15 protein-coding genes are annotated in these 16,284 nt (G+C 71.0%); 9 read left to right on the forward strand and 6 right to left on the reverse strand.

What is annotated here, in order from left to right:
* On the forward strand, positions 1–1,228 hold a 1,228-nt coding region (locus D7W79_RS24700; protein WP_208729829.1), incomplete at its 5' end, for an FUSC family protein.
* 64 nt (positions 1,229–1,292) lie between these two features.
* Here D7W79_RS24700 and D7W79_RS24705 read toward each other — a convergent pair.
* Complete coding sequence (locus D7W79_RS24705) at positions 1,293–2,888, reverse strand: HEAT repeat domain-containing protein (protein ID WP_120527854.1); 1,596 nt, start codon at positions 2,886–2,888, stop codon at positions 1,293–1,295.
* Positions 2,889–2,990: 102 nt separating this feature from the next.
* Here D7W79_RS24705 and D7W79_RS24710 point away from each other — a divergent pair, with 102 nt between their 5' ends.
* Genes D7W79_RS24710 through rsmB form a run of 4 tightly spaced genes read left to right on the forward strand, consistent with a single transcriptional unit; the run spans position 2,991 to position 6,876 of the window.
* Entirely contained in the window at positions 2,991–3,581 is a 591-nt protein-coding gene (locus tag D7W79_RS24710) for a signal protein (protein WP_120527855.1), read from the forward strand.
* A 33-nt stretch (positions 3,582–3,614) separates the two neighbouring features.
* The gene (gene fmt / locus D7W79_RS24715) at positions 3,615–4,553 is read left to right on the forward strand and encodes a methionyl-tRNA formyltransferase (protein ID WP_120527856.1); all 939 of its coding nucleotides are present in this window, start codon (positions 3,615–3,617) and stop codon (positions 4,551–4,553) included.
* 50 nt (positions 4,554–4,603) lie between these two features.
* Entirely contained in the window at positions 4,604–5,563 is a 960-nt protein-coding gene (locus D7W79_RS24720) for a type II 3-dehydroquinate dehydratase (RefSeq protein ID WP_208729830.1), read from the forward strand.
* Positions 5,560–6,876 carry a 16S rRNA (cytosine(967)-C(5))-methyltransferase RsmB gene (gene rsmB, locus D7W79_RS24725; RefSeq protein ID WP_120527857.1) on the forward strand — a complete coding sequence of 439 codons (1,317 nt, stop codon included), beginning with the start codon at positions 5,560–5,562 and terminating at the stop codon, positions 6,874–6,876. Before D7W79_RS24720 ends, rsmB begins: the two co-directional genes overlap by 4 nt.
* A 4-nt stretch (positions 6,877–6,880) precedes the next feature.
* Here rsmB and D7W79_RS24730 read toward each other — a convergent pair whose 3' ends face one another.
* Entirely contained in the window at positions 6,881–7,780 is a 900-nt protein-coding gene (locus D7W79_RS24730) for a LysR family transcriptional regulator (RefSeq protein WP_120527858.1), read from the reverse strand.
* A gap of 129 nt (positions 7,781–7,909) precedes the next feature.
* Positions 7,910–8,206 (reverse strand): hypothetical protein, encoded by a 297-nt coding sequence (locus D7W79_RS24735; protein ID WP_120527859.1) that lies wholly within the window; start codon positions 8,204–8,206, stop codon positions 7,910–7,912.
* Between the two features lie 73 nt (positions 8,207–8,279).
* Here D7W79_RS24735 and D7W79_RS24740 point away from each other — a divergent pair, with 73 nt between their 5' ends.
* Positions 8,280–9,389, forward strand: a complete 1,110-nt coding sequence (locus tag D7W79_RS24740; protein ID WP_120527860.1) for an MJ1255/VC2487 family glycosyltransferase — start codon at positions 8,280–8,282, stop codon at positions 9,387–9,389.
* Between the two features lie 31 nt (positions 9,390–9,420).
* Here D7W79_RS24740 and D7W79_RS24745 read toward each other — a convergent pair whose 3' ends face one another.
* Together D7W79_RS24745 and D7W79_RS24750 are read right to left on the reverse strand one after the other, a co-directional pair.
* On the reverse strand, positions 9,421–10,461 hold the full coding sequence (locus D7W79_RS24745; protein ID WP_120527861.1) for an SDR family NAD(P)-dependent oxidoreductase: 1,041 nt from the start codon (positions 10,459–10,461) through the stop codon (positions 9,421–9,423).
* 37 nt (positions 10,462–10,498) lie between these two features.
* Complete coding sequence (locus tag D7W79_RS24750; protein WP_120527862.1) at positions 10,499–11,008, reverse strand: peroxiredoxin family protein; 510 nt, start codon at positions 11,006–11,008, stop codon at positions 10,499–10,501.
* A gap of 164 nt (positions 11,009–11,172) precedes the next feature.
* Between D7W79_RS24750 and D7W79_RS24755 the strand changes: the two genes are divergently transcribed.
* From D7W79_RS24755 to D7W79_RS24765, 3 genes are all read left to right on the forward strand, one after another.
* Positions 11,173–12,306, forward strand: coding sequence for an aminotransferase class I/II-fold pyridoxal phosphate-dependent enzyme (locus D7W79_RS24755; RefSeq protein ID WP_120527867.1), 1,134 nt, complete (start codon positions 11,173–11,175; stop codon positions 12,304–12,306).
* Positions 12,307–12,466: 160 nt separating this feature from the next.
* Complete coding sequence (locus D7W79_RS24760; RefSeq protein ID WP_120527863.1) at positions 12,467–13,351, forward strand: hypothetical protein; 885 nt, start codon at positions 12,467–12,469, stop codon at positions 13,349–13,351.
* A gap of 39 nt (positions 13,352–13,390) precedes the next feature.
* Entirely contained in the window at positions 13,391–14,677 is a 1,287-nt protein-coding gene (locus D7W79_RS24765; RefSeq protein ID WP_120527864.1) for a hypothetical protein, read from the forward strand.
* 52 nt (positions 14,678–14,729) lie between these two features.
* Here the strand turns inward: D7W79_RS24765 and D7W79_RS24770 are convergent, their stop codons facing one another.
* Positions 14,730–15,776 (reverse strand): hypothetical protein, encoded by a 1,047-nt coding sequence (locus tag D7W79_RS24770; RefSeq protein WP_120527865.1) that lies wholly within the window; start codon positions 15,774–15,776, stop codon positions 14,730–14,732.
* Positions 15,777–16,284: the final 508 nt, after the last annotated feature.

The raw sequence follows: 16,284 nt of genomic DNA on the forward strand, positions 1-16,284 counted from the left end.
GACGTCGTGGGACGCGGAGCGGGTGGGGCGGGTGCTCCAGGCGGACGGCGGGCTCCCGGAGCCGGCGCGCTCGCAGTACGCGCACGTCGCGGGGCTGCTGGGACGGCTGCGCGAGTACAGCGCGGTGGCGCTGGACGTGGCGTCCCGGCTGGAGAGTGGCGAGCCCCTGCCGGAGCGGGACACGAAGCCGCTGGGGGTGGAGCCGGGGCGCGGGCGCGCATGGTGGAAGGTGCTGCGCGACCACCTGACGCCGGAGTCCGTGGTCTTCCGGCACGCGCTGCGGCTGGGGCTCACCGCGACGGTGGCGACGGCGCTGGCGGAGGGGCTGGGGCTCAACCACTGGTACTGGGTGACCATCACGGTGATTGTCGTGTTGCAGCCGTACGCGGGGCTCACGACGGAGAAGGGGCTGCAGCGCGTGGCGGGCACGTTCGTGGGCAGCGTGCTGGCCATGGGGCTGGTGCACGTGCTGCCCGCGAAGTGGATGATGCTCGCGGCCATCGTGGTGCTGGTCTGCGTGTCGGTGAGCGTGCGGCCGCTGAACTTCACGGTCTACCAGGTGCTGCTGGCGCCGGCGCTGGTGCTGCTCGCGGAACTCCAGACCGGGGACTGGCGGCTCGCGGGGGTGCGCATCCTCAACACGCTGATGGGCGGCGTGCTGGCGCTGGTGGGCATCCGGCTGCTCTGGCCAAGCCCCGAGCACGCGCGCTTCGCCGAGGAGGTGGCCCGCGTGCTGAAGGCGGACCAGGACTACCTGCGCGCGGTGGCGCGGACGCCGGTGCCCACGGAGGCCGCGCTGCGGGAGGCCCGGCGCAAGGTGGGCGTGGCGTTGTTGTCCGCGGAGGCGTCGTTCCAGCGGATGCTGAGCGAGTGGAAGGGGCCGGCGAAGGAGCTGGAGCCGGGGATGGCGTTGATCACCTACGCCAGGCGCTTCACCGCGGCGGTGACGGCGCTGGCGGCGAGCCGCGCCTGGCACTCGGGGCCGGACCTGGAGCCGGTGGTGCGCTACGCGTCGGACGCGCTGGAGGAATTGTCCGCGGCGCTGGTGGCGCACCGTGTGCCGTCAGCGCTCAAGCGCGAGGCGCCCGGGCTGGACGGTGCGGACGCGCTGGCTCGAACGCAGGTGACGCGGCTGGTGCGCCAGCTGGGCGTGCTCCACCACGCGTTGGAGCGCATGCCGCCCGCGCTGCGCGCCTCGGAGGATGGCGCCACGCCGGTTCCCGCGTGACGCGCGGCCTACGCGGAGGGGCACCTGCGCGGTGCCCTCCGTGCTTCACGCCGCCAGAAACGCGTTACGCCCGCTCCAGCTTGACCATCAGCCGGCGCAGGTCCTCGTTCACGCGCACGAAGTTGGAGTTGCCCTTCTCGTCCTCCAGCTGCTTCTTCAGCGCGGGCAGGGACGCCTCGCGCAGCTTCTTCGCCGCGCCGGGGGCGTCCGCCAGCCAGTCCACCGCCTGGATGATTGTGGCGCGCGCCTCGGTGTCGCGCTCCGCGAGCCGGGTGGCCAGCGTCGGGCCCTGGTCCGCGGCCCCCAGCCGCCCCAGCTCCAGCGCCGCGCGCTGCAACAGCACCGCGTTCGCCTTGGGCAGCCGCTGCGACCAGCAGCCCGCCTCGCCGTTGCACGCCTGCGCCGCCTCCAGCACCGCCCCATACCCCTGCACCTGGTCCGCGCGCTTCTTGCCCAGCGCCGCCGGGTCGTTGCAGCCGTCCTCGCCCGTCTCCTTGCAGTCCGCCGCCGTGCGCGCCGGCTCCGCCGCCGCCAGCTTCGCGAGCACCGGCTGCTCCCGCGCATCTCCAATCAGCGCGATGCCCTTCACCGCGATCTCCCGCGCGTACCAGTCCCCGGTGCCCGCCGCCTTCTCCAGCGCGGGGAGCGCGTCCCGGCTGCCCAGCAGCGTCAGCGCCCGCACGTACGCATCCCGCACCGTCGGATCCGGCTCACCCACGAGCCCCGCCAGCGGCTTCACCGCCTCCGGCGCGCGCATCCGCCCGAGCGCATCCGCCGCCTGCATCCGCACCAGCGCTTGAATCTGCGGATCCGAGTGCGTGAACGACAGCTGCTTCAAGAGCGACGGCACCGCGCGCTTCTCCCGCAGGTCGCCCAGCACCTGCGCGGCCTTCATCGGGTAGCTGGCCGGGTTCACGCCCTGCGCCTTCGCCCACGTGAGCAGCTCCGCGTCCTTGCCCTCCAGCACCGGCAACAGCGCGTCCGCCGCGGGCGCGCCCAGCTGGAACAGCGCGAAGCTGCTCTCCACGTAGAACGACACGCCCCGGCGCTCCTTCGTCAGCGTGCGCATCAGCGCCGGCACCGCGCGCGGGTCTCCAATCTGCCCCAGCGCCTCGATGGCCTTCTTGTTGAGGAACGGCTCCGTGGCCTCGTCCGTGGCCAGCTGGATGAGCGGCTCCACCGCCGGCTTCGCCTTCATCGCGCCCAGCACCTGGATGGCCTCGATGCGCGTGTAGTTGTCCTTGCTGCGCAAGAGGGGCACCAGCGACGGCACCGCGCGCTCGTCCCCAATGCGCCCCAGCGCGCCCACCACCGCCTTGTTCACCTGCTGCGCGGACGTGTCCGACGCCCCGGGGTCCAGCGCCGCCGTCAGCGGCTCCAGCGACGTCGGGTGGTGCAGGTCGCCCAGCGCCCGGGCCACCGCCGCCTTCACCTCCGGCCGGCGCTCCGAGGACAGCCGCGCGTGCAGGAAGGGCAGGAACTGCTCGTTGACGTTGCCCGACGTGCGCATCTGCTCAATCACTCGCACCCGGTCGTCGGGCCGCTTCGCCCCCTCCAGGCTGGACTGCCAGTACTCCGGCGTCTTGGGGTCCTCCTTCTTGCAACCTCCAAGGGCAAGGCAGGACACCGCCAGGGACAGGGCGACGAATGAGCGGAACATGGGGCTCCTTTGCGTCCGAACGACAGGCTTTCGTCGGGTGTAGACCTGTCCTGACGAAGGACGCAAACCTCCCCCACCTCCTGGGGTACGCTGGTCAACGACATGGCCCCTGCTGAAGACAGTCGTAACGCGTCGCGTCCGACCATCGTGCGCCGGACGTACCTGCTCGACCGGGAGTTCCAGCTCAAATACATCCTGCTGCTCACGGGGATGGGAGCCGGGAGCATGCTGCTGTTCGGCGTGCTCGCCCATCAGGTGCACCACATGGCTGCCGAAGGCGGCCTGTCAGGCGAGGAGACGCTCTGGTGGCTCACCGGCGTCGCCACCGTGGGGCTGGGCATCGCGCTCGGGTTGTTCGGGCTCCTTTTCACGCATCGTGTGGCGGGCCCCGTCCACGTGATGAGCCTCTACGTCGCGGCGCTCGCGGCGGGCCGCTACCCGCGCCTGCGCCCCCTGCGGCGCAAGGACGAGCTGCGTGCCTTCTTCGCGCGCTTCAGCGAAGCGGTGGACCGCATCCGCCAGCGCGAGGCGGACGAGGCGCTCGCGCTGGAGAAGGCCCTGGAGCTTCTCAAGGACGTGGCCACCACGCCTGAGTCCCGCGAGGCCCTGGCCACGCTGGAAGCGCTGCGCACGCGCAAGCGCCAGGCGGTGGACCCGTCCGCGCCGCCCGCCACGTTCAAGTCCGTGGCCTGACCCCATCCCTTTGCCCCAAGAGACTTCCCTCACATGAACAGCCGACCCCGCATCGTCTTCATGGGCACGCCCGAGTTCGCCGTGGCCTCGCTGGAGGCCTGCTTCGACGTGGGCGACGTCGTGGCCGTCGTCACCCAGCCGGACAAGCCCAAGGGCCGGGGCAACGCCGTCACCGCGCCGCCCGTGAAGGAGCGCGCGCTGGAGAAGGGCATCCCCGTGCTCCAGCCGCAGAAGCTGCGCACGCCGCCCTTCTCCGAGGAGCTGCGCCAGTACGCCCCCGACGTCTGCGTGGTGACGGCGTACGGGAAGATCCTGCCCAAGGACCTGCTGGCGCTGCCCGCGAAGGGCTGCGTGAACGTGCACGCCTCGCTGCTGCCGCGCTTCCGGGGCGCCGCGCCCATCCAGTGGGCCATCGCGCACGGCGACAGCGAGACGGGCGTGTCGCTGATGGTGATGGATGAGGGCCTGGACACCGGCCCCGTGCTGGCGATGAAGCGGCTGCCCATCGCCCCGGACGAGACGAGCGCCACGCTGCACGCGAAGCTGTCCGCGCTGGGCGGCGACGTCCTGCGCGAATCCCTGCCGCGCTACCTGCGCGGGGAGCTGACGCCCCAGCCCCAGCCGTCCGAGGGCATGGTGCTGGCGCCCATCATCGACAAGGAGAACGGGAAGCTGGACTTCACGAAGCCCGCAGTGGAGTTGGACCGGCGCCTGCGTGCCTTCACGCCGTGGCCCGGCGCGTACACGCTCCTGGGCGGTAAGGTCTTCAAGGTGCACCGGATGCAGCCGGCGGCGGGCAAGGGTGAGCCCGGAACGGTGTTGTCCGCGGGACCGGAGGGCATCGAGGTCGCTTGCGGCGAGGGCTCGGTCGTCCTCCTGGAGGTCCAGCCAGAGGGCAAGCGGGTGATGCGCGCGGCGGACTTCCTCTCCGGAAACAGATTGCAGCCGGGCAGTCAGCCGTTCACGTCGTAAAGCGCGCCCCCGAGCGCCATGTGGAATCCTTGCGCGATGGAGTCTCACGGATGGGCATGAAGCTGCTGGTGTTGCACGGGCCGAACCTCAACCTCCTGGGCGAGCGCGAGGACCTCGCGGGGGGCCGCCTGGCGGACCTCGACGCGGCCCTGCGCGCGAAGGCGAAGGACCTGGGGCTGGAGCTGACCATCGTCCAGTCCAACCACGAGGGCGTCCTCATCGACACGATCCACGCCGAGCGCAAGAGCGTGGAGGGCATCCTCATCAACCCGGCGGGGTACTTCACGTCCTACGCGCTGAAGGAGGCGCTGGAGGCGGTGGGGCTGCCCGCCATCGAGGTGCTGCTCAAGCCGCCCGCGCGCGAGTCCGTGGTGGCGGAGGCGTGCGCCATGCAGGTGCTGGGGCTGCACGGCTTCGACCCGTACATCCAGGCCCTGGAGACCTTCGCGAGCGGCATCTTCCACCCCGCCATCCCCGGGCCGGTGAAGACGCTGGGCCGCCGCAAGAAGGGCGCGGAGCCGGAGGATGACGGCCCCCGCCCGAAGCCCAAGCTGGTGGGCCGCGTGCACCCGCTCAAGAAGGACGACGCGCCGGAGCCCACGCCGCTGGCCGCTCCCGCGCGCTCGCTCCGGCGCACGGCGGAGGCCGGGGGGCCGCTGAAGACGCTGGGCCGCAAGTCCACGCCCACCGTCGTGAAGGCGGAGGGCAAGGCGGGCAAGACGCTGGGCCGCGCGGCGAAGGCCGGGGCCACGCCCGCGTCGGACCTGCTCACGCGGGCGCTCGTGCGCCAGAAGATCGCGGACCGGCTGGCCGGACGGCTCAGTGAAGCGGAGCTGGCCACCTGGGCTCGCGCGAAGTATCAGCAGGTCCAGCGTGGTGAGCCCGCGGAGAGCGGCCACCGCGAGCTCCTGGAGGACAGCCTCCAGAGCCTCACCCTGTCCCATCTGCCCGCGACGCGGCTGACGGACACGCAACTGGTGGACCTGATGACCCGGCTGGAAGAAGGATGAACGCCCGTATCCTCGCCATCAACATCCTGTCGCGCGTGCGCGCCACGGATGCCTACCTCAACGTGGTGCTGGACACGGTGCTGTCGGAGTCGCCTCCGAAGGACCCTCGCGACGCGGCGCTCGTCACCGAGCTGACGTACGGCACCACCCGCCGGCAGCTCGCGCTGGACTACGCCATCACCCGCTTCGCGGACCGCAAGCTGGACGCGCTGGAGGACAAGGTCCTGGCCGCCCTGCGCGTGGGCGCCTACCAGCTCTTCCACACCCGCGTGCCCGCGCGCGCCGCCGTGGCCGAAACGGTCCAGGCGCTCAAGGACGTGGGCCTCGGGCGCGCGGCGGGCTTCACCAACGCCATCCTGCGCAAGCTGTCGGAGCTGCCCTCGCCGCCGCTCCCTGCCCAGACGGACCCGGTGGAGTACCTGTCCGTGCGTGAGAGCCACCCGCGCTGGCTGGTGGAGCGGTGGATCCGCCAGTTCGGCCGCGAGCGCGCGGAGGCGATGCTCGTCGCCAACAACCTTCCGCCCGCCGTCGTCGTGCGCGCCAACAGCGCGAAGGTGACGCGCGACGCGCTGCTCGCCCAGTTCAAGGACGTGGGCGTGGACGCGCGCGCCACGGACGCGTCACCCGTGGGCATCATCCTGCCCTCCGTGGGCCGCGTGGAGGACCTGTACGGCTACGCCGAAGGGCTGTGGCAGGTGCAGGACGAGGCCGCGCAGCTCGTGGGCGTCTACGGCGCCATCCCGGAGACCGCGCGCGTGCTGGACGCGTGCGCGGCGCCGGGCGGCAAGGCCTGTCACCAGGCGGAGACGCACGACGTCGTCGCGGTGGACCTGCACGCCAACAAGCTGCGGAAGATCGACGCGGAGGCCCAGCGGCTGGGGCTGTCCGGCCGCCTGAAGGCCTACGCGCACGACGCGTCCGAGCCGTTCCCCGAGAGCTGGGGCGAGTTCCACGCGGTGGTGGTGGACGCGCCGTGCACCGGCCTGGGCACGCTGCGCCGGCACCCGGAGCTGAGATACCGCCGCAAGGAGGAGGACGTGGCCCGGCTGGCCACGCTCCAGCGGCACATCCTGGAGAACTGCCAGGAGGCGGTGCCGCCCGGCGGCCTGCTCGTCTATGCCGTCTGCACGCCGGAGCCGCAGGAGGGGCAGGACCAGGTGGACATGTTCCTGCGCAGCCACCCGGAGTGGACGGCCGAGCCGCCCGTGCTGCCCGGCCTCAAGCTGCCGCTCGCCCAGGCCTGGCTGCGCACGCTCCCCGGGCCGGAGGGCTACGACGGCTTCTTCGCGGCCCGGCTGCGCAAGCTCTACTGAGACGTCAGTCCTCCTGCGGAATCAGGGCGGCCTGCTTGAAGGCCTCCAGCACCGCGGCGGACGCGCGGTCCAGGTACTTGCCCTTGCGGATGAGCAGGCCGATGGGGCGCGACACCGGCCCCTCCGCGAAGGGCTTCGCCACCAGCGAGCTGTTCTTGATCTCCGCGTGGGCCGTGGCGAGCGGGAGGATGGCCACGCCCAGGCCCATCTCCACCGCGCGCTTGATGGTCTCCACGTTGTCCATCTCCATCACGGGATTGATGTCGATGTTCTTCTCGCGGAACAGGCGGTCCAGGGCCTTGCGCGTGGGGGCTTCCCGGTCGAAGGCGATGAAGGGCACGCCCGACAGCGCGGTGATGCTCACCTTCGTCTTGCTGGCGAACGCGTGGTTGGGCGCGCAGACCACCGCCAGCTTGTCGTCGCGGAACGGCAGGATGTCCACGCCCGCGCGCGGCTGCGGATAGGCCACGATGCCAATCTCCGCCGCGCCCAGGATGACGTCGTCGTAGACCTGATCATTGCGCCGGTAGTTCAGGCGCATGTTGACCTTGGGGTGCGTCTTCAAGAGCTGCTTCTGCACCACGTTCAGCTCGTGCAGACCCACCGAGTAGATGGTGGACACGGTGGTCGCGCCCTGGACCTCCGTGGCCTGCTCGCGGATCTCCTGCTCCACCTCCGCGAAGCGCGCCAATATCTCCTTGCAGCCCCGGAACAGGCGCTCGCCCGCCGGCGTGGGCGTCACCTGCCGCGCGCTGCGCGAGAGCAGCTTCTGCTCATAGCGGTTCTCCAGCGCGCGGATCTGCTGGCTCACCGCGGACTGGGTCACGTGATTGAGCTGCGCCGCGCGCGAAAACGAGCCCGTCTCGACCACGTCACAGAACATCTTCAACGATTCGAGCTGCATGGGCCGTCTCCTACCCTCAAACCTAATGGCCGGGCCAGTAGTAATTAGTTGACCTACCCCGCGCGCGAAAATGGCCTACAGGGACAATGCGCCCGGCTGCTTGCGCGCCGCGGCGAAATCCTTGGGCTCTCAACCGCTGGAGTCATCGGGGGCCGTGGGAGGGCGCGGGCGGGTGAGGGCGAAGAGGGCGGCGCCCAGGGCGACGAGCGCCCCGCCGGAGAGCGTCTGCACGCGGCCCAGGTCGCGGTCCGTCTCATGGAGGAGCTGGCATTCCTGCGGGGACAGGTGGGTGCAGTCCGCGGGGACGAAGACGGCCCTCACGCCCAGCCCGAGCAGCCCCAGGCCGCCCAGCATGAGGCCCGCGATGCCCCCGAACGCCGCGGCGCGCAGGACGGAGGCACCCCGGGGGGAGGGCAGGGAGGTCATGGACCGGGAGGCGTAGCACCGTCCCGGGCCGGAAGGGACAGGGGAGGGTGTCCCGGGCGTATGCTTCCGGACCATGCGAATCCTGTATGGGGTCGTCGGCGAAGGGATGGGCCACGCCACGCGCTCGCGCGTGTTGCTGGAGGCGCTGACGAAGGAACACGAGGTCCACATCGTGGTGTCGGGCCGGGCGCAGCACTACCTGGCCCAGCGCTTCCAGAACGTGCACGGCATCTGGGGGCTCACCATCGCCTACGAAGGCAACTCGGTGAAGAAGTGGCAGACGGTGCTGCAGAACCTGCAGGGCGCCGTGAAGGGCTGGCCGCAGAACGTGCGCCAGTACTTCGACCTGGTGGAGGGCTTCAAGCCGGACGTGGTGGTGAGCGACTTCGAGACGTTCAGCTACCTGTTCGCGAAGAACCACCGGTTGCCCGTCATCAGCGTGGACAACATGCAGATCATCAACCGCTGTCAGCATGACCCGGCGCTGCTCGCGGGCCACGAGGAGAGCTTCGAGGCCTCGCGCGCCATCGTGAAGGCGAAGCTGCCCGGGGCCTTCCACTACCTCACCACGACGTTCTTCTACCCGCCCGTGCGCAAGCGCCGCACCACGCTGGCGCCGTCCATCCTCCGGCCGGAAATCATCTCGGCGAAGCCGGAGGCCGGTGAGCACCTGCTCGTGTACCAGACGGCGACGACGAACACGCACCTGCCTGAAATCCTCAAGCAGTCCGGCGTGCCGTGCCGCGTGTATGGCCTGCGCCGCGACCTGAAGGAGGACGTGGTGGACGGCAACCTCACCTACCGGCCCTTCAGCGAGGCGGGCTTCATCGACGACCTGCGCACCGCGCGCGCGGTGGTGGCGGGTGGCGGCTTCACGCTGATGAGCGAGGCCGTCTACCTGCACAAGCCGCTGCTCAGCATCCCCGTGGGAGGCCAGTTCGAGCAGGTGCTCAACGCCCTCTACCTGGAGAAGCTGGGCTACGGGATGTATGTGAAGGAATTGAGCCTGGACGCGCTGAGGACGTTCCTGTCCCGCGTGCCCGCCTGCGCGGAGGCCCTCAAGAGCTACGAGCAGGACGGGAACGTGAAGATGCTCAGCGCGCTGAACGACCAGCTGGCGCAGGCATATGAGCACCGCGGCCACTGGCGCATGGAGCTGGCGGAGATGGACGGCAAGGCCTGAAGCCCGCCGTCCACCGGGTGTCCCTGACAGCTCAGTGCAGGGACACCTCGTTCTCGTTGTTGCGCTCCGCCGCGCGGCGGCTCATCTCCGTGAGCCAGGAGCGGGTGAGGGGCGTCTCGCTCTCGCTGCCCTTGTAGCGCTCCGGGGTGCTGTCCTGGGGCAGCAGCCGGTTGATGGCGTCCAGCACGGCCGCGGTGAGGTTGGGCGCCAGGGCGCGTCCCACCGCTCCCAGCTTCGCGGGCATGCCCACCAGCGCCTCCGCGTCACCCCGGCGGCACGCCTCGATGACCTTGCGCGCCACGCGCTCGGCGCTCATCGACACGCCCACCATCGAATTGCTCACGTGGAACCACGCGTACTCCTTCTCGTGGTCGCCCTTGAAGTTCGCGTTGCGCGGGCTGCCCGTGCGGATGAGGGACGGGCACGCCGTCGTCACGCGGATGCCGTCCTGCGCCAGCTCCGTGCGCAGCCCGTCCGACAGGCCCACCAGCGCGAACTTGCTCGCGGAGTACGGCACCAGGTGCGGGATGCTCAGCTTGCCGCCCATGGAGGACACGTTGACGATGCGGCCCTCGCCGCGCGCCTTCATGGCCGGCACCACCGCGAGCGTCGTGTACAGCGGGCCCCAGAGGTGGACGTCCACGGCCTCCTCGAAGTCCTCCAGCGTCATGGACTCCAGCGGGCCCACCATGATGACGCCCGCGTTGTTGATGAGCACGTCCACCGCGCCCCACTGCTCGTGGACGGCGCCCACCATCGCGTCCACCTGCACCTGGTCGCGCACGTCGCAGCGCAGGGAGAGGATGTGGCCTCCGATGCGGTCCAGGTCCGCGTGGGCGCGCTGGAGCGATTCGGTGTCCCGGCCGCAGATGGCCACGCGCGCTCCCTCCTTCAGCAGCATGCGCGCCATCACCAGCCCCAGGCCCCGGGAGCCGCCGGTGATGATCACCGTCTTGTCCTTGAAGCTGAAGCGCGGCCGCAGCGCGCGCCTCAACCCCACGGCGGCCCCCACCCCGGCGGCAAGCGCGCCCAGGGAGAAGCCCTTTCGCTCGGTGTGTCGTCGGTCAGCCATGGTGCGACTCTCCAGGGAAGGGGTATGGGGCCGGGCGCTAGGGATTGGAGGCCGCGGCCTGGTCTTCCTGCTCGCGGGACACCTCGCCGTGGAGCGCGGGCGGCTCCTGGCCGGGCAGCTTCTTGAGTTCCGCGCGCATGCGGCGCAGGGCGTCCTTGCCGCCAATGCGGTTCTTCAGCCGTCCATCCGTGCCGAAGAGGAGGAAGGCGGGGTGCTTGTCCACGCCGTAGGCCTTGGCCATGGAGCCGTCATCCATGGCGATGGGGTAGCGCAGGCCGTGCTCGCGCGCGAAGCCCTCCACCTTGTTGGTGTCCCGCAGCTCCGTCTCGGAGTGGGTGACGTCCACGCCAATGACCTTCAGGCCCTTGGGCCCGTAGTCGACGATCCACTGATTCACGGCTTCGAACTGCGCGGCGCAGTCCGCGCAGTCCATGGTCCAGAAGTGCAGGAGGACGGGCAGTCCATCCAGCTCCGAGACGTGGACGGGGGCGTTCACCCATCCGCCATCCGGGTCCAGGAGCGTGAGGGGGATTTTCGTCGAGGCCATGCGGGCTCCCTATGGGAAGTGGAAAGCGCTTCAACGGGACGTGACTCAAGCTATGCATGCGCCATCGGCTGCTCCCGGCTGCGCGCCCGTCCGCTCGCCTGTCCGGCAAGGTGTGGTGGCCCGCTCCACCCCCCGGTGGGCAGGCAGGCGGCATGGAGGACGTGATGCGCATTCCTGACTTCGACCTGGAGCGGTACTTCGCGCGCTGGGAGTTCGCCGCGCCCTATCTGCTGTGCGCCTCCGACGTGCAGGGCTGGCGCATGGCGGACCTGCTGGCGCTCGCGTCGCCGGAGGACCGCTCGCGCTGGGATGAGCTGACGCTCGGCTACACGGAGACCCCCGGCCTGCCCGCGCTGCGCGAGGCCATCGCCGGGATGTACCCGGGCCTGTCCTCCGAGGACGTCCTCACCTTCGCGGGCGCGCAGGAGGCCCTGTTCGTCACGATGAACGTCCTGCTGGGCCCCGGCACGCACGCCATCGTCACCTGGCCGGGCTACCAGTCGCTGTACGAGGTGGGGCGCGCCACCGGCGCGGACGTGACGCTGTTGCCGCTGCGCGAGGAGGACGGCTGGGCGCTGGACCTGGACGCGCTCACCGCGGCGCTGCGCCCCGACACGCGCATGGTCGTCGTGAACTTCCCGCACAACCCCACGGGCTCGCTGCCGGACCGCGCCACCTTCCAGAAGCTGTGCGCGCTGTGCGAAGCGCGCGGCATCCACCTCTTCTCCGACGAGGTGTACCGCCTGCTGGAGTACGACGTGAACGACACGCTGCCGCCCGCCGCGTCGTGCTTCACGAAGGGCGTGAGCCTGGGCGTGATGTCCAAGGCGTTCGGCCTGGCGGGGCTGCGCGTGGGCTGGCTCGCGACCCGGGACATGGAGCTTCTGGCGCGCTGCCGCGCCTTCAAGGACTACACCTCGCTGTGCAACAGCGCCCCCAGCGAGCTGTTGTCCCTCATCGCCCTGCGCGCCCGCGACCGCGTGCTGGAGCGCAGCCGCGGCCTGCTCACCGCGAACCTCGCGCTGCTGGACGCCTTCTTCGCGCGCCACGCGGACACCTTCCGCTGGGTGCGTCCGCGAGCCGGCAGCGTGGCCTTCCCCCGTCTGTTGCGAAACATTCCGGTGGCCCGTTTCACTGAGTCACTGATTACCCGTGAGGGTGTCTTGCTGTTGCCGGGTGACGTGTATGGCTTTCCCGGCAATCACTTCCGGTTGGGGTTGGGACGCGTCAACCTGCCGGAAGCACTGGAGCGACTGGAACGCTTCGTACGAGAGGGCGGTCTGGACGCGTTGGGGTGACGCCGACAGCCGGCGCGCCGCGTCAGGATTTACACTGACGACTGGACTTTCGGCTTATCGCATTCATCTGAAACACACCCTAGAGTGGTTGTCCCCTCGCCCGGCCTGGGGCCGTGCGGAAGCCCTCTCATCCCCCTGAGAGGCCAGGAGACACACCCCGATGAAGATGCTGATTGGCGCGGCCGTGACCGCCGCGACGCTGTTGGTGGGTACCGAGGCCGCCGCGACGAACTACACGCTGTGGATCCACGGCAAGAACGGCAACTCGACGCAGGCGGGCAACTACAACGACTTCAGCTACTGGGGGCCTTCCTCCACCGCGGCGGGCGTGAACAAGAAGGCGGTCAACTGGAACGGCACGCAGCGCATCGGCACGGAGAACTACCGGATCCGCAACGCGCTGGACTGCTTCTGCACGGGCACGAACTGGTGCTACATCGCCGCGCACAGCGCCGGTGACCTGCAGATCGGCTACGCGCTGTCGCTGTACGGCGGGAGCGCGCGGCAGAAGAAGAACGCCACGCCCAACGCCAACGGCGAGTGCGGCAACACGGACGGTTCCACGCAGACGGGCTGGAACATCAAGTGGGTGGACATCGCGTCCGGCGCGGGCGGCGGCAGCGAGCTGGCGGACCACGGCGACTGGGCGGTGAGCGACCCGCTGGTGAGCGACCTGGTCACCACGACGGCGCGTGCCATGTTCAACCACAACACCACGCGCAACGTGTGGTTCTACATGTTCGCTGGCGCCAAGGGCACGGCGTACTCCGGCATCCTCCCGGGCCAGGACGACGAGGCGGTGGCCTACCACTCCACGGGCGGTGTGTCCGGCTCGGGCAACGGGTCCTACTGCAACCCGGGCGACTGGTTCTGCGGCGGCACGCTCAACACGGGCACGGCGGCGTGCAGCGACGGCCGGGCGAAGTGGAGCTTCCACACCGTGTCCCTGCGCGATGACGGCGAGGCGTACAACCACTACGCCAACGGCAACTGGGGCGGCATCGTCTCCAAGGTGCGCGAGGACGTCGCGACGTACGCGTACTAGACTGACGGCTTCCCCCGCCCCCTCCGGCGAAGCCCGCTCATGACACGCGACGACGGTCCCGTCTCTTCCGCCTCCCGGCTGCGCCACGGCCGGTGGTTGCTTGCGCTCGTGCCCCTGGTGCTCGTGGGCGGGGTGTTCTTCTGGTGGCAGGGAAGCGAAGGGGCCGAAGCGCCGGAGGGCGCACCCGAGCCCGCCTCCGCCCCGGTGTCCGACCCCCGCGAGGTGGCGAGGGCACCGGCGGAGCGCGGCGCGGCCATGGCGTCCGAGTCCGCCGCGCCGTCGCTGCTCAGCCCGGAGGCCCGCGAGCGCGAGGCCCGCCGCGAGCTGTGGCAGAAGCGGCTGGAGCGCGCGAAGCGCTCGTTGGAATCCTACGTGGCGGCCACGCGCTATCCGCCGGAGTCGCGGCCCAGCCGCGAGCATCCGGATCAGATGGAGCTGGCGGAGCCGGAGCGCACGCGGCCCTTGAGCCCGAAGGCCGCGGAGGACGGCACCTCCGACGTGCAGCTGCGGCTCAAGCAGGACAAGGTGTTCGTCGTCGGTGACGAATCGGTGCTCCTCAGCGTGGCGTGCGAGGACTCGCGCCGCACGCCGCGCCCGTGCGAGGTGGTGTCCGCGCTGGCGCACGAGGCGGACCACCTGGTGGGCGCCGGCGGTGTGCCGGGCGTGCCGGTGGTCTTCACGGACGCGGGGCAGGGCGGCGACACGGTGGCGGGTGACGGGATGATCACCGGGCGCTTCCAGCCGTCGAAGCAGGGCTTCCCCATGTTCTCCGGCACGCTGCGCGTGGACGTGCGCGTGCGCTCGGGGTCGCTGGAGGACACGGCGTTCTTCGACGTGCTCTACACGCCGGCGCCGCCGGCCACGTTCACCCGCAAGGTGCGCGAGGCGGTGGAGGCGGGGTCGCTGGACCTGTACCTGTCCGTCCAGGTCCGCAAGGCGGGGCGGTACGTGGTGTCCGGCCGGCTGGACGACGAGGGCGGCGTGCCGTTCGCGTCGGTGTCGTTCAACGAGGAGCTGCAGGAGGGCACGCAGGAGGTGAAGCTCAACGTCTTCGGCAAGCTCATCCGCGACGAGGCGCCCACGTTCCCGCTGACCCTGCGCGACGTGGAGGGCTTCCTGCTCAAGGAGATGGGCGACCCGGACCGCGAGCTGATGGTCACGCTGCGCGGGCCCGTGCACACCACGCGCGAGTACTCGCTCCAGCAGTTCTCCGAAGCGGAGTGGAGGAGCCCGGAGCGCGACCGCTACACGAACGAGCTGGAGAAGGACGTCATGGAGGCGCAGAAGCAGCTCGACGCCGCGCTCAAGGACACGCCCGCGCCCTGAGCGTCACCGAGCTTGGAGCTTGGAGCCCGGAGCGCGGAGCCCGGACCCGGGCTCAGGACTCGAGCGGCGGCGGAGGCGGCGTGTGGGCCGCGTCGACCTCCACGAGGTCGGCGTCCTGCACGTCGTCGATGTCCAGGAGGTCGTCCGCGGTCGCGACGGCGGGCGCGGCCTCCACGTCGGGGGCCACCACGACGCTGGGCTCCGGTTCGGAAGCGGGCGGCTCGCGCCGCGCGGCCGGGGCTTCCACGTCGGGCGCCCCGCCCGTCGCGCGGGCCTCCGCGTACGCGGCGGCGTAGGCGGCTTCGGCCTGCACGGCCTCCATCGTGAAGTCGTCCGCGTCCGCGAGGAAGTCACTCCCCGTTGACGCGAGGCCCGGCGCCGCTTCCTGGGACAGCTCTGGCCCGCCGTCCTCCAGCGTGGCCAGGAACCCGTCCGGGTCGTCCGGCGTCCCGGACGCCTCCGCCTCCGCGTCCTCCGCGCCCATGTCGTCGCTCAGCGCGCGCAGCTCCTCGTCGCTCAGGCTGGACAGGTCGCCGGACTCCAGGAGGAACAGCAGGTCCTCCGCCTCCTGCGCGGAGACGGTGCTGGGCATGGTGTCCAGGTTCTGCAGCTCCCACGCGGCCGCGTCCGGCGACAGGATGTCGGACGGGTCCATGGACGGATCCGCGGGCGGGGCCTCCGCGCGGCGCTCCGCCTGCTGGAAGTGGCGCGCCTGCAGGAGCGGCGTGGACGTCTGCGGCGTGCCCAGCCGCTGCGCGTAGGCGGGTGCGGCCTCCTCGAAGGTGCTCTCGCCCGCGAAGGTGCGCAGCTGCGCGTTCTCCAGCAGCGCGGCCCGGGGCTCCGGGGCCTCCAGGCCCGCCGCGCGCCCTCGCGTCTCCGAGGACGTGTCCGGCGTCAGCCCCAGGTCCGCGAGCAGCGCGCCCGCCAGGTCGCCGTCGGCGTCCGCCTGGAAGTCGCTCGCGTCGGAGAAGCCCCGCCGCACCGGCTCCACCGGCGTCATGGGCTGCTGCTGCACCGGGGCGGTGACCTCCAGCTCGGAGGAGATGGACCAGGCCCGGGACGTCGAGATGCCAGAACCCACACGGCGGATGGATGTCATGGTTCTCCTCGGGTGATGGCCCGCAGCACGGGCGGCTCCTGCATTGTCCGCCGGTCCCGGCGGGAGTTGCTAGGGGGACCCACGCGATCCCCATTGGCTGCAAGTCCCGGTATCCTACCGGCGCCATGACTCCCACCCCTGGTCCCCACGTGGACGCGCGTCCTGCGTCCTCCCACGAAGTCCGCCCGGGCCTTCAGGGTCTCCCGCCCGTTGAAAAGTCACGGCGGGACGGGACGGGGACGACCGCAACGTCGGTCGGCGGACAGGGGAGCGAGGGCGCGCGGAGGGAAGTCGCACCCGGACGTTCTTCAAGGGCGAGAACCCCGTGGGGGCGTCCCGGGGATGAAGTGACCGGGCCGTTGGCCTCCCGTTTGCTGTCCGGGAGCCCAGCCAGGAGGCGGTGGTGATGAGATTCGAGAGCGCGGGACAGACCCACATCGGGCGCCGGACGCACAACGAGGATGCGTACTGCGTGCTGCCCGAACGGGGGCTGTTCGTGGTGGCGGAC

Source organism: Corallococcus exercitus (genome assembly GCF_003611585.1).
Taxonomy (GTDB): domain Bacteria; phylum Myxococcota; class Myxococcia; order Myxococcales; family Myxococcaceae; genus Corallococcus; species Corallococcus exercitus.